The sequence below is a fragment of the Paenibacillus septentrionalis genome (genome assembly GCF_042659865.1).
In the GTDB taxonomy this organism is placed as follows: Bacteria; Bacillota; Bacilli; order Paenibacillales; family Paenibacillaceae; genus Pristimantibacillus; species Pristimantibacillus septentrionalis.
In genome coordinates this window covers 668,754-682,639 of the sequence record NZ_JBHSTE010000002.1, presented here as the reverse complement: position 1 = coordinate 682,639, position 13,886 = coordinate 668,754, and the positions used below count along the sequence as shown (strand labels likewise).

14 protein-coding genes are annotated in these 13,886 nt (G+C 42.1%); 12 read left to right on the top strand and 2 right to left on the bottom strand.

The window, feature by feature from the left end:
• Positions 1 to 7: 7 nt before the first annotated feature.
• The 9 genes from ACFP56_RS08270 (at position 8) to ACFP56_RS08230 (ending at position 11,735) form a co-directional block, all read left to right on the top strand.
• Positions 8 to 925: an ABC transporter permease gene (locus ACFP56_RS08270; protein ID WP_379233168.1), complete on the top strand. Its 918-nt coding sequence runs from the start codon at positions 8 to 10 to the stop codon at positions 923 to 925.
• Positions 926 to 943: 18 nt separating this feature from the next.
• The gene (locus ACFP56_RS08265; protein ID WP_379233166.1) at positions 944 to 1,990 is read left to right on the top strand and encodes an ABC transporter ATP-binding protein; all 1,047 of its coding nucleotides are present in this window, start codon (positions 944 to 946) and stop codon (positions 1,988 to 1,990) included.
• Positions 1,956 to 2,972 carry an ABC transporter ATP-binding protein gene (locus tag ACFP56_RS08260; RefSeq protein ID WP_379233164.1) on the top strand — a complete coding sequence of 339 codons (1,017 nt, stop codon included), beginning with the start codon at positions 1,956 to 1,958 and terminating at the stop codon, positions 2,970 to 2,972. Before ACFP56_RS08265 ends, ACFP56_RS08260 begins: the two co-directional genes overlap by 35 nt.
• Before the next feature lie 2 nt (positions 2,973 to 2,974).
• On the top strand, positions 2,975 to 4,603 hold the full coding sequence (locus ACFP56_RS08255) for an N-acyl-D-amino-acid deacylase family protein (protein ID WP_379233162.1): 1,629 nt from the start codon (positions 2,975 to 2,977) through the stop codon (positions 4,601 to 4,603).
• Between the two features lie 19 nt (positions 4,604 to 4,622).
• Positions 4,623 to 5,984, top strand: a complete 1,362-nt coding sequence (locus ACFP56_RS08250) for a hypothetical protein (RefSeq protein WP_379233160.1) — start codon at positions 4,623 to 4,625, stop codon at positions 5,982 to 5,984.
• Between the two features lie 31 nt (positions 5,985 to 6,015).
• Positions 6,016 to 7,227 carry a PucR family transcriptional regulator gene (locus ACFP56_RS08245; protein WP_379233158.1) on the top strand — a complete coding sequence of 404 codons (1,212 nt, stop codon included), beginning with the start codon at positions 6,016 to 6,018 and terminating at the stop codon, positions 7,225 to 7,227.
• A 138-nt stretch (positions 7,228 to 7,365) separates the two neighbouring features.
• Positions 7,366 to 8,508, top strand: a complete 1,143-nt coding sequence (ald, locus tag ACFP56_RS08240; RefSeq protein ID WP_379233156.1) for an alanine dehydrogenase — start codon at positions 7,366 to 7,368, stop codon at positions 8,506 to 8,508.
• A gap of 4 nt (positions 8,509 to 8,512) precedes the next feature.
• Complete coding sequence (gene alr, locus ACFP56_RS08235; RefSeq protein ID WP_379233153.1) at positions 8,513 to 9,655, top strand: alanine racemase; 1,143 nt, start codon at positions 8,513 to 8,515, stop codon at positions 9,653 to 9,655.
• Between the two features lie 463 nt (positions 9,656 to 10,118).
• Entirely contained in the window at positions 10,119 to 11,735 is a 1,617-nt protein-coding gene (locus tag ACFP56_RS08230; protein WP_379233151.1) for a recombinase family protein, read from the top strand.
• A 69-nt stretch (positions 11,736 to 11,804) separates the two neighbouring features.
• On the opposite strand, the gene ACFP56_RS08225 is transcribed toward ACFP56_RS08230, so the two are convergent.
• Complete coding sequence (locus tag ACFP56_RS08225) at positions 11,805 to 12,194, bottom strand: hypothetical protein (RefSeq protein WP_379233149.1); 390 nt, start codon at positions 12,192 to 12,194, stop codon at positions 11,805 to 11,807.
• A complete protein-coding gene (locus ACFP56_RS08220) occupies positions 12,191 to 12,484 on the bottom strand; it encodes a hypothetical protein (protein WP_379233147.1) in 294 nt (97 codons plus the stop codon). Before ACFP56_RS08220 ends, ACFP56_RS08225 begins: the two co-directional genes overlap by 4 nt.
• A gap of 102 nt (positions 12,485 to 12,586) precedes the next feature.
• On the opposite strand from ACFP56_RS08220, the gene ACFP56_RS08215 reads away from it, so the two are divergent.
• Genes ACFP56_RS08215 through ACFP56_RS08205 form a run of 3 tightly spaced genes read left to right on the top strand, consistent with a single transcriptional unit; the run spans position 12,587 to position 13,662 of the window.
• Complete coding sequence (locus ACFP56_RS08215; RefSeq protein WP_379233145.1) at positions 12,587 to 13,468, top strand: hypothetical protein; 882 nt, start codon at positions 12,587 to 12,589, stop codon at positions 13,466 to 13,468.
• Between the two features lie 25 nt (positions 13,469 to 13,493).
• The gene (locus ACFP56_RS08210) at positions 13,494 to 13,541 is read left to right on the top strand and encodes a hypothetical protein (protein WP_379233323.1); all 48 of its coding nucleotides are present in this window, start codon (positions 13,494 to 13,496) and stop codon (positions 13,539 to 13,541) included.
• Complete coding sequence (locus ACFP56_RS08205; protein ID WP_379233143.1) at positions 13,531 to 13,662, top strand: DUF6398 domain-containing protein; 132 nt, start codon at positions 13,531 to 13,533, stop codon at positions 13,660 to 13,662. The genes ACFP56_RS08210 and ACFP56_RS08205 overlap by 11 nt, the downstream gene beginning before the upstream one ends.
• The last annotated feature ends 224 nt before the right edge of the window (positions 13,663 to 13,886 follow it).

Genomic DNA, 13,886 nt, shown 5'->3' with positions numbered 1-13,886 from the left:
CGAGCGTATGGATGTTTTATCTCAAGCACAAGCAAACGATTTGTCTCCGGAGGGACGATTGCATGCTGCTAAAACTGCATACAACAAAGAGAGGCGAATCCTTTTTTTGAGAAATTTCTACAGAAATAAATTAGCGCTTATCGGGTCAATCGTAATTTCGATTGTTGGCTTATTTGCTTTAATCGCACCGATACTTACGCCGTATCATCCCTTGGATGTCGATGTTGTGAACAGGCTTCAAGCACCATCGGCAGAGCACTGGTTTGGAACCGATAATTTTGGCAGAGATATTTTTTCACGAGCTGCGTATGGAGCAAGAATTTCCTTGCTTGTCGGGGTTGCTGTAGCTTTAATTACGGGAACACTTGGCATGATTATCGGGCTGTGCGCTTCCTATTTCAAGAGACTTGATTATGTGTTGATGAGAATATGCGATGGTTTGATGGCTTTCCCGGCCATTCTCCTTGCCATTGCAATAATGGCTGCAATGGGACCGAAAGTTCAAAACGTTATTTTTGCGCTTAGTGTCGTTTACACGCCGAATGTTGCAAGAGCAGTGCGTTCTGTTGCGTTAATCGCTAAGGAGCAAACGTATGTGGAGGCTATGCATTCTATTGGCGCCAGCCACTTTAGAGTACTGTTCAAGCATATTGCTCCCAATTGCTGGACTCCTGTCATTATTCAAGGAACGTTTATTTTTGCAGATGCCATTATTTCAGAGGCAGCCTTAAGCTTCCTGGGTGCAGGTATACCAGCCCCTACTGCCAGTTGGGGCAATATTTTATATGATGGGAAAATGTATATCTATAATGGTTGGTGGATGGTTTTATTTCCAGGAATACTGCTGATGATGACTGTTTTGGGACTGAATTTGTCCGGTGATGGGTTGCGTGATTTATTAGATCCCCACGGAAAAAATAAGTGACGATGAGGAGAGGTTAGAATGGTGACACAAACAGCTATGGAGCCTTTGCTGCAGGTAATGGAGCTAAAAACACAGTTTGAAACGGCTCGTGGAACCGTAACAGCTGTCGACGGAGTCAGCTTTTCGATTCATAAAGGCGAGATTTTAGGTGTTGTTGGAGAATCAGGCTGCGGTAAAAGTGTAACCTCTCGCTCGTTAATGCGATTGTATGATGAGAACAAGCTGGTTTCACATAACGGGAGCATTATGTTCGAGGATATCGAATTACTGAACTTGACGAAGCAAGAAATGCGAAATATGAGAGGCAGCAAGCTCGCAATGATTTTTCAGGATACGCTGAGCTCGCTTAATCCAGTATATACGATAGGCAATCAAATCGGAGAGGCTGTACGTCGAAATCATAAATACAGCAAAAAAGAGGTAAAGCAAAAAGTACTTGAGCTGCTGAATGCAGTTGGAATTGCTGATCCTTCCAAACGAATACATGAATATCCACATCAGTTGTCAGGTGGAATGAGACAAAGAGTCATGATTGCGATGTCTTTGGCATGTCAGCCCAAGCTGTTAATTGCAGATGAGCCTACTACAGCGCTGGATGTGACGATCCAAGCCCAAATTTTGCAGCTTATTAGTGACCTGCAAAAGAAAATGGATATGAGCATTATGCTGATTACACATGACTTAGGTGTAGTAGCAGAGGTATGCACTAGAGTGGTTGTCATGTATTTGGGACAGGTAATTGAGGAAACGACAGTAGAGTCATTATTCCAAAATCCTCTGCATCCCTATACGCAAGGGTTAATACAATCCATGCCCAAAGCTGAAGGAAAACGAGAGGGCAAGCTGAGTTCTATACCTGGAACTGTTCCTACGTTGTTTAATGTGCCACAAGGCTGCAGATTTGCAGGGAGATGCAAGTATGCTACGAAGCTATGTATTGAGGCAGCCCCATCCTTAATTCAAGCAACAGAAACGCATTCGGTGCGTTGCTGGCATTACAACGAGATCAAGCTCAAGGAGGAGAAGCAAAATGACAGCGTTAATGAAAAATGGCTCGGCGCATAATAGTGAGTCAGCAGAAGCCCAGCGCGTTATACTTGAGATTAAGAGCTTAAAAAAATATTTTTCTACAGGAAAAAAAGTAAAGGGCAATAACCAGGTAGTTAAAGCGATAAATGATCTCTCATTTAAGCTGTATGAAGGAGAAACCTTTGCGATCGTAGGAGAGTCTGGCTGCGGCAAAAGCACCACTGGACGAGCGTTATTGAGGCTTATCGAGCCTACGGAAGGGCAAATTCTATATAAGGGCGTTGATTTGTGCACACTGAAAGCGAAAGAGATGAAGGTGCTGCGCAAGGAAATGCAGATGATTTTTCAGGATCCTTATTCATCTTTAAACCCACGCAAGCGAGTAGGTGAAATGATAGAGGAGCCACTTGATATTCACAGGATAGGCTCTAAAAGTGAAAGAACCTATCGTGCTTTCGAATTGTTGGAGCGGGTTGGGTTACATCCAGAGCAATATTATCGCTTCCCGCACGAATTTTCCGGAGGTCAGCGCCAACGAATTGGCATTGCACGTGCATTAGCTGCACAGCCTAAAATTATAGTTTGTGATGAACCGGTTTCTGCGCTTGATGTATCGATTCAATCTCAAATTATAAATTTGCTCGAGGAACTGCAAGAGCAGCAGCTGTTAACGTATGTTTTCATATCGCATGATCTCGGAGTAGTTCGGCATATATCTGATCGCATTGCGGTTATGTATATGGGAAGGATGGTGGAAGAAGCACCGACGGAACAACTATATGAAACTCCACTGCACCCCTATACGAGAGAATTATTATCCGCTATCCCGTCCTTGAGAGGAGAAAAAAAAGAGTTTGTCCGCTCAGGAGAAACCCCCTCACCGCTAGATTTACCGAAAGGCTGTGCTTATCAATCGCGTTGCCCGTTTGTTACTAAGAGATGTCGTGAGGAAGTGCCACATCGGATTCAAGTGAGCGATAATCATTTTGTTGAGTGTTTTTTATACGAGGAGGCATAAGCATGCAGGCAGATAAACATATTCACTCAGGGGTAATTATTGATGGTACCGGGCAGCCAGGTTATCGTGGAGATGTATTTATTAAGGATGATCGAATCGTTGCAATATATCCTGCTGAGCACGAAAAGGTTCGGGAATACAAGGCAGTAGAATCGATCGATGCAACGGGCATGGTTGTCACGCCAGGTTTTATAGATATTCATACTCATTCTGATTTAACGCTGCTTCTTGATTCGCGGGGCGCGAGCAAAGTATCGCAAGGGGTAACGACTGAAGTAGTTGGAAATTGTGGATTGTCGGTTGTTGATTGCTGTGGAACTTACAAGGATGAGATAAAAGCAAGCTCTTCTTTTCTGTATAGTCATTTAATAGATTGGCACTGGAACAATTACGCAGAATACTTAGCAGAGTTCACAAACAAAGGTATATCAATCAATGTAGGCTGTTTTATTGGACATGGTACGGTCAGAGCGCAGGTTATGGGTTATGAGAACCGTAAGCCTAGTGAGACTGAGCTGCAGCGAATGAGAGAGGTTGTTGCTGAAGCGATGCAGCAAGGTGCGCTGGGGTTGTCTTCAGGATTAATATACAATCCTGGTGTATTTTCCGAGCGAGACGAGATCGTGGAGCTTGCAAAAGTTGCAGCGGAGTACGGGGGCATATATACGACACATATGCGGAATGAGTCAGATTATTTGCTTGATTCGATTGATGAGGCGCTGTATGTTGCCAGAGAAGCGAACATTCCTCTGCAAATCTCACACTTAAAATCAACAGGAACGCGGAACTGGGGAAAAATTAAACAGGCAATTGATAAAATAAAGCAGGCAAGGGCTGAAGGAACAGATGTTCATTTTGACTTTTATCCTTATGAAGCAAGCTCTACCAATATGAGATACTTGCTGCCTCCATGGGTACAGGAAGGTGGCTGGGAATTGAGTAAAGCAAAAATTCAAGATCTAGAGCTGCGAGAACAAATGATGATGGAAATTGATCAGGGTACGTCCAACTGGTTAAGCCCAGCACGCAATGCAGGCTGGGATAGAGTTATGATTGCTTCTGTTAAGTATGAGAAAAACCGATTTGCTGAAGGGATGAATGTCGAGCAGTATGCACTCGAAATCGGAAAGAAACCAGTGGAGGCTATGCTGGACCTATTAGTTGAAGAGGATGGAGCAATAGGCATGGTTCTGTTCGTGATGAGTGAAGATGATATTGAGCTAGCTGCTGCATGTGAGCTAGCCATTATAGCTTCTGACGGCTTGGCGCTTGCCAAGGATGGTGTATTGTCTCAATCCAAGCCTCACCCTCGCAGTTATGGAACGTTTCCACGTGCCCTGAATAAGTACTGGAGGGAAAGAGCGGTATTCAGCTTGGAAACCGCGATCCACAAAATGACTGCTCTTCCTGCTCAAAAGCTAAAGCTTGATAAGCGAGGTGTAGTGCAAACGGGATATTACGCAGATATCGTAATATTCCATCCGGAGCTTATTAAGGACATGGCTACATTTACTGATCCTCATCAATACAGCAAAGGAATAGAAGCGGTTTTGGTCAATGGGAAAACTGCATATCGAGCTGGACAATTTCTTAATCCTAAAAATGGTATGATCGTAAAACTAACTCAATAGTGGAAAGAAGGAGCGTAATATGTTGGCGCGATTAGGAGCGCTTGAAAAAGGTCTGATTCTTGCTATAGCGTTCCTATACCTGCTTCATGCTTTGACAGGTATAGAGTATTTAAATTTACTGATGGGTATTATGGTGCTAGTTACAATTTCGCTCTATATGAGAAAGTTAAAGGGACTGCCTCTGCTGCTTTCTTTACTATTTATGTTAAGTGGAGTTGGAATTTTTGTAGTAAATGGTGCTAGCTTTACGGAGTGGACAGCTGCAGCCAATGTAAATGTCACACTTGTAACGTTATTTGTATTTGCCCCATTGTTTGGTATACCGATACGAGCTGCCCGCTATTCGGAATCATTGAAGCAGCTCTATCAATCACGATTTAGAAGCAGATTGGCGTTTTTTTCGGTTGTACAAGTGATGACCCAGTTAATTGCTATTTTTGTCAATGTTGGTTCTATATCTATCATGTATAACTTGATAACCGTGCATCCTGCAGCTCGTAATCTTCGCTTACTCTCTACCGCATTAAACCGTGGCTTTAGCGGGGCTATGCTATGGTCACCGTATTTTGCAGGAATGGCGTTGATGACAAGTCAGCTCGGTTTATCTTGGTCAACGATTCTGCCATGGATGTTATTTTTAGCAGCAGCTACAATTGTCGTTAGTGTGCTGGTGGAATGGAAGCTGCTTTTTACTAAAGAGGAGGCCAGCATCGAGCAGGAGGAAAAACAGCCTATTCAAAAAAACTATCGAAATACCTATATTTCACTAGCATTGTACTTACTGCTCACGATTTCAATTGTTTTGCTGTTGGAGCAGTCAATCTCTTATCCTATGGTTGTTATTATTTGTTTTTCTGCAATCGTATTTCCTTTTATGTGGAGTGCTTTAGTTCGTGAATTAAGTAATTTTAAGCAAGGTGTAAAAAATCATTTAACCGTTACACTTCCCTCTATGCAAAAGGAAATTACGTTATTTCTATCAGCCGGCTTTATAAGCGGTGCAATTAAGACGATGAACCTTGGTACTGGATTGGTTGAGCTGCTTGCCATGATAAATTTGCCGCTTTCCTTTACGTTTTCTATTGCAACGATGCTGCTTATCGTCATCACGGCTGCATTAGGCTTACATCCGATTGTCCTTGTCACGATCATAGCTTCGACCATTTCACCTGAATCGGTTGGTGTTAGTCCTTATTTTGTGGCTATTTTACTATTAGGCTCTTGGTCTATATCCAATCCGATATCACCAGTGTCTGCCGTCAATAATATATTAGCGTCGCTGACGCATAAAGACGTGTTTCAGTTTTCAAGATATAATTATCGCTTTACGTTTTTTATGGGGTTCATCATAATAGGTTATCTCCTACTTATTGTTCGATAGGTTACTCAATGATTTTTGGAGGAGGTTCAATATGAGTATGGCATTACAAAACGACCTTCCATATCACGATTTGGAACAGCTGGCTGATGAAATTGGCATCATGCTGCAGTGTCCGATTACGATTGAAGATTTAGAACATCGGCTGCTTGGCTATAGTTCACATGTGACGAGTGTAGACCCAGTGCGTATTGCGACGATTGTGGGCAGAAGAGTTCCGGAGCATGTTACAGAAAAGTTGAAAAATAATGGAGTAATTGAAGCATTAAATCACACAGGTGAAGCAACATATATAGAAGTAGAGCATGGGGGAACCATAACGAGCCGGATTGCAATAGCGGTTAAGCATGGTGCGCGACCGCTTGGCTATATTTGGGCCTTAGTTGATAATAAAGAGAGCATGTCTGAAGCCTGGTATGATCAATTAGAGCTGGCAACAGCATTAGTAGCTAAAGAGCTTCTGCGGTTGGAATCAGCTAAGCGTAATTTGAAATCAGCAAGCGAACAGTTTTTTTTGCGTTTGATTCAAGGAGAATTTTCTTCTAATGCTGTTATTCAATCAGAAGCAAGCAAGCTTCAAGTACAATTGCCTGGAAATGGTGCAGTGGTCGTTATTCAACTAGAGGAAGTTATTGGAGAAGGCGTATTGCGAAAGGAAGTAAAGAGATGGCTTGAGTTGCATGATAGAAAAAAAAGCATGTATTCGATTGTAAACGGAATGATCGTATTATTGCTTGATCAAATCGATGATAAGCATTTACAAGCATTTCAGCAATCGTTTGAAGGACAGCTGCACACGCTTGGTTATCATGCAGCAATATTGGTTGGCGCAGCTAAGATCATTCAATATGACCAGACGTCCGTTGCTTTTCAACGCGCCAATGATACGATCATCATTAAGAAGAGCTATCCGAACGCTTCTACAAACATTTATTACTATGAAAATCTCGGGTATATTCATTTTTTGTCGGAGGTTACGCGATTTGTTCGTAAAGGCAATTATGTTCACAGTGGCATTGAATCTCTAAGAAGCTACGATGCAGAACATGCTTCTGAATTGCTGAAAACGCTGAAAGCTTTGCTTGATTACGATTGTCAAACGAAAGAAGTCATTAAGAAGCTTCATATTCACCCCAATACACTTAGCTATCGTGTACAACGGATTCAGGAAATAAGCGGGATTGATCTGAAATCTATGTCAGACAAAGTTACGTGTTATTTATATTTGAAATGTGAACACAAGTGATAAGCGGTTTTCTAGTGGAGGTTTTTGTGGAGTTCCACAAAAGCCTCCGCTTTATTTTAAATTGTGCCACAATTACATGTTAATAATGATGACATATAATGGAGCTATAGATAGGAAACAAATAAGGAGGAAAACATTATGATTATAGGTGTACCCAAGGAAATCAAAAACAATGAAAATCGAGTAGCGCTCACTCCTGCAGGTGCAACTGCCTTATGTCAACATGGTCATCAAGTGCTTGTAGAGTTGAATGGAGGGCTGGGCAGCGGTTTTACGAATGATGAGTATGAGGCTGCAGGGGCAGTGATCGTCAATGACCCAGCAGAAGTATGGGCAAAAGCAGACATGATAATGAAAGTGAAAGAGCCGATTGCGTCCGAATATCGTTATTTTCGACCAGATTTAATTATTTTTGCATACTTGCATCTTGCACCTGAGCCAGACTTGACTAAAGCTCTAGTAGAAAATCGAGTGTGGGCTATAGCTTTTGAAACGATTCAACTTGAAGATGGTTCGCTGCCTTTACTCGCTCCAATGAGCGAGGTTGCGGGAAGAATGGCTGTTCAGGTCGGGGCTCAATTTCTTGAAAAGCCGCATGGTGGAAAAGGAGTTCTGCTAGGAGGAGTTCCGGGCGTTAGTCCTGCCGAGGTTGTCATTGTTGGCGGTGGAATTGTTGGAACTAATTCAGCTCGAAAAGCGGTTGGAACTGGAGCCAGCGTAACGATTCTTGATATTAATCCGGCTAGATTAAGAGTGCTGGATGAGATGTTCGATGGTCGTGTGAAAACATTGGTTTCATCTCCGTATGAGCTGTCTAAAGCCGTGAAGCAAGCAGACTTGCTTATCGGTGCGGTATTAGTACCCGGGAAACGTGCCCCTAAGCTAGTGACAGAAGCAATGGTTGCTTCGATGACAGCTGGATCAGTAATCGTAGATGTGGCGATTGATCAAGGAGGTTCTATAGAAACAATTGATCGTGTGACAACCCATACCGAGCCAACGTATATGAAACATGGCGTAGTGCATTATGCCGTTGCGAACATGCCAGGAGCGGTGCCACGCACTTCGACTATGGCACTTTCTAATGTGACACTGCCATACGCGATGAAAATTGCAAATCAAGGATTAATAGAAGCACTCAAATTAGATTCAGCCTTGTGCAAAGGGTTAAATACAGCAGATGGGCATGTAACTTTTGTTGGTGTAGCTGAAGCTATGCAAGTAAAATATACAGCACCGGAGCAACTGCTGCTTCATACACCGAATGCATTCGGAGTATAGAATAATGATTACGCTGAATACACCTCACCATATTCGACCTACTTATGCTGAGGTTTCATTATCTGCTTTGCAGCACAATATTAAGCAATTTTCATCCAAACTTAAGCAAGAAACGTACTTGATGGCGGTTGTTAAGGCTGATGGTTATGGTCACGGAGCTGTTCAAGTTGCAAGAGTTGCACTCGATGCAGGAGCGACACATTTAGGTGTTGCTTTTTTGGACGAAGCAGCACTATTACGTCAGCATGGCATTCAAGCACCAATATTAGTATTAGGCTATACACCAACTTCCGCTATTGAAACAGCGGCTAGGTTGAGGGTATCGGTAACCGTGTTTTCGTTGGGTCAAATGCTCGAAATCGCAGCGTTAAAGAATTGTGGACGATTGTCGATTCATTTGAAGCTGGATACTGGAATGTCTAGGCTTGGTGCTACAACACCCGATGAAGCAAGGGCTATCGCACATTTGGTACAGTGCTGTGAATTTACGGTATTGGAAGGCGTGTTTACGCATTTTGCAGATGCCGATGGTTTAGACCCATCATTTACTGAATTGCAATTTTCACGTTTTATGAGCATGCTAAAGTTTCTAAGAGACAGTGGAATACAATATGAGATGGCACATTGCTGCAATTCTGCAGCGATCTGGCGATTTCCTCAATATCAGTTGGACATGGTTAGACTCGGAATTGGTATGTATGGCTTTATATCGCTGGCGAGAAATGACATTGCCTTGCCTAAGCTGGAAAAGGCAATGAGAGTCCGTTCGGCAATCAGTTCCCTAAAGCAAATATCAGCATATGAGCCCATTAGCTATAATCGTTCATATGTAACGAAATCAAATGCCACCATAGCTGTCTTGCCAATTGGTTATGCAGATGGCTTAGATCGCAAGCTATCTGACTTAGGATATGTCGACATAGCGGGACAAGCCGCTCCAATTGTTGGGAAAATATGCATGGATCAGACGATGATTGATGTTTCGCATCTAATCGATTTGCATATAGGAGATCAAGCGGTCTTATTTGGAACTGATGAGAATGGAGTGACCGCTTCAGATTGGGCTAGGTGGTTAAACACAATTGAGTATGAAATTGTATGCAGCATATCCAAAAGAGTGCCACGAATTTATACGAATTGTATTTGAAAACATTAATAAAGATGTTGAGATTAAAAAAGGTCTGACCAGCAAGCGATAAATTGCTTGTGGTCAGACCTTTTGCGTGTCTATTCACACTGGCTACTCTATCTCCTCTGTTTCGTCGTTTATTGTGAAGGTTTAGGTTATGGTACAAGATGGCTGACACATAGGTATAGCATATAAAGTGACGATGGGGAGAGATAGCACATGCCTAAGGAAGCCAAGAAAATGTTCCGTATTCATTTTCAATCTGGAACGGGAGATCTAGAAGCATTAATCAATGAGCTCGCCAGACAGGTTGTCCTGAAGCAAGTAGATGCGTATCAAAATAACAATTACGTTAAGAGAAAATCTTGGCACAGGGACGTCCCGAGTTGCTAATAGAGCAATTAGAGCCTAAATCTATGACAATTGCAATCCCTTTGGTGTATCCATTAGCCAGAGGGATTGCTTTTTATAAGGGGATTGAATGTGTATGATAAGAGCAGCGATCTACGTAAGAGTCAGCACGACAAAAGATAGTCAGAAAGATAGTCCTGAGCACCAGATTGCCGCTTGCAGGCATTATGCCGAGGATATGGGTTGGATCACAAGTGAAGCGCTTATTTATGAAGACCGAGAATCAGGAACCAACATTACAGAGAGGCAAGCGATTCAACAAGTTGTTAGAGACGCGCAGCACGGTGCGTTTCAGGTCATAATATTTGCAGCACTTTCACGGTTTGCTCGGGATATTGGAGATTCAATCAGCTTAAAGCGGAAAATGGTTAATGCTTTAAATATTCGACTTATTTCCATTGATGATCATTATGACTCGGACCGTGACGACGAGATGTTGTTTTCAATCATATCAAGTGTAAATCAATCTGTCAGTGAACAAATTAGTCGCAGCTCCCGTCGAGGCAAACGGGAATCTGCTCTTAAAGGAAACTTTACCGGCAGTCGAGCGCCGTACGGTTACAGCAAGGATATTAAAAATGGCTTAAAGGTACTAGTGCCTGATGAATATCAAGCGAATGTTATACGCACGATATTTCAGCTCTATACTGCCAATAAATTCGGAGAAAAAGCGATTGTTGAATATTTGAACAGCAAAAGTATTCCATCACCGAAGGGCGGACTATGGGGGATTACGACGATTCAGCGAATTCTTCAAAATGAGGCCTACATCGGAAAAAATCAATCCTCAAAATACGAAACCAGAAAGGTCTATACGAATGTGAACGATACCTCTGAGCGTAAAAAAGTACTGGTGCAAAAGCCGAAAAATGAGTGGCGCTATGCCAATAAAATCATTACGCATCAACCGATTGTTTCCGAAAGTACGTTCCAATTAGCACAAACATTGCGACTGGCACGAGGGGGTGGTGAGCGAGGCGGGAGCAGGCAAAAAATCAACGTGTTCGCCGGTATGATGCAATGTACGCATTGTGGCTCATCAATGGTCAGCACGAAATCGAAAAGTCGTAAAACAGATCGTGACGGCAGAGTATATCGGTATCTGGTTTGCTCAAGGAGACGAAGACAAGGAGATTCTGGATGTAATAACGATCTTTGGCTCCCCTATTACCCTTTTCGCGATGAACTGATTGAAACCTTGTCGAGTGCTTTTAGACGCTTAACCTCAGCAGAGGAATTATTAGAAAAGCATAAAAAACTCATTCAAATTAATCAGTCAGACCTTGAAGGCGAGTTGAAGAAGCTCCATAAGCGAATTGCAGATAATCGCAAATGTCTGTTTGAATTGCGTCGTGAGAAGCTGTCAGGCGGGTTCCATGATGAACAGCAGTATAACATGGAGAAGACTATCTATGAGCAGGAAATTGTTCAACTGGAGAAGAGGCTGACAGAGGTTAATGAGGAGAAACAGAAAAAGTCAGATTTAACCGAGCTATACGAGCAAGTAATGGATATGCTGGATGAGCTGCTAGATCTGGACTTCGATTCGTTTGACGAAATGCAGCTCATTCTGAAAAAGCTGGTGTCAGAAATTAAAGTGAGCCGAGATGGTGAGATTCAGGTGGTGACGACATTTGGGTTGTCGTTGAAGGAGCTTGAAGCTGATAAGAAGGAACGTTGCAATTAGGTTTACTGCGCCAAACGCAAAATAGTCCAAGCGATAGATGTCTTCCAGTGATGAATGGTATCGCTTGGTCTATTTTTCAAGCTCAATAGTCATAGTTTCGAAATTCACTTTGCATTTGGCTCTTATCATAAAATCAATGCCTACAATTCCATCAAATCCATAGGGTTCTTGAATCGAACCAAGCTGAATCGAAAATTCATCTAAAATGACCTCTTCAATACGAAACTCAGAAATCTGCTGTTCATAGCAAACCTCACTCGTTCCTCCTACCCCATACATTCGCTTGGCACGTCCATTGATAAAATCAATGTAGATACCTATTGCAGCTAATGCATCGGTATCGAATACTGTTGCCGCGCAGCCTGTGTCAAATAATACATTGTTCAGCACGATAGTTTGGTCATTTCGAGTTAAAGTCAAGGATACAATAGGTAAACCATTCTGTAGTCTTATCTTCATAGTTGCTGCCGCACTCCTGAGAAAAACTCTTCAACAACTTCTATATCTTTTCTACTCGTATGGAATACATACAACTCACGAGACGGATGTAACTTATGCAGCTCTTTATAGCCACTCCACGCTTCCTGCGGATTATCGTAATCCTGAATGACTGCCATTTCCTCTAACTGACGTATGCAATTGCTGGAGCTTGCTTTGATTGCTTCGACAAGTACAAAGCGGCTTGGATGCAGTTCGGTAATTTCTCCCCATTTCATCGGCTTCACCTCACTTGGAACTGTAGTAATCATATTATACCATAGTTACCTTCGCATGAAGGATGTGAGTGCAGAGATTGTAATTTTATGGTACGATTTAGTTACTAAGACCTAGCTTTGAATGGAGGGAGAGAAATGCCATCCCCTTTAACTGAAAAGGAAGTTAATCGATTATTTCAATTGTTGGATGACAATCAATTAATCTTTTTGCAGAGCTATTTGAAGCAAAGTAAAAAAAGTAAATGGTTAGAGAAACTCGCTCATAAAAAGGGAATTGTGCTGCATTCCAACGTATCAATAGATGAGGTTTGGGAAAAATTAAACGACTGGGAACTAAAAGAGATACTAGATGGTGGGTATGGTAACCGTCCGTATAAATGCGAGTGCGGAATAACGCTTAGATACTGCTATATCGTTCATCATCGCAAGGAGAATAAAACCTATCAGCTTGGTGAAACTTGCTTGGGAAACTATACGATGATGTCTGCTGAACTGATTAAAGATATTACGAATGGTTTTCATAACATTGATCTTGAACGTGACGAGATACTCATTCGACACGAGCAGTGCTGGGATTTGCCGACTGATTATAACGAATTGAATTTGACAGAAAATTTGAGAACACAAATTGATATTGGTCTTCCTCTCTCATCGATTCAAGTGAATAGGATTGAGAAAATGTTTCAGCATGAATTATTTCAAGTGAGACGACAAAGAGAACGGGACAGAATAGCACAATTACGAACGCGCCAATCAACTTTTGTTAATTCTTCTAATGTTTCTTCATACTCCCATTCAAGAACCGAAACCATAACATATGAGGAAGTAATAGCGCGACACTTGACAAACTTAAAGCAAATAAGAGAGTATGAGCATAGAATTACGTATCCAGTAATGCTTGATAAGTGGGACAGTGTACAGGACATGATAATGGATTTAAAACGTGGAGAGGATATAAACTATTCGAAGTTTTTATCTCAAATGTTTGAACTGTTGTATTATTTGGATCTGTATTGAGACTTGGGCAGCTGGTATAATTCACGTGACTGGTACGGTGAACTTTTTGTTCGACAAGAGTTTTGAGCCTTAACGTATCCGTTCACGAGATATGCGAATACTTTGGAACTGGTCAAAGCACCACCTCACAAAAGTCCAATATGATACGCGATATGTTCAAAATGGGATACTTCGGCGGTGAATTTTCCACATAAAGGTCGGAGCAAAGCAATCCCTTCAATAAGCTGGTATCCATAAACGGGCTTATTGTTCCTGTCGATTTTTTGAAAGATAAAAGGTAATCATCATTGCAATCAATTGACCAGCCTTAAACCGCCCAGTGCGGACAACTTGAGGGCATGGTACAATCTAATTTGAGTCATGCAGTAATCCAATTAAAGGGGGGACAAGTGAATGCGCACAAATGCTCCTTCGGAAA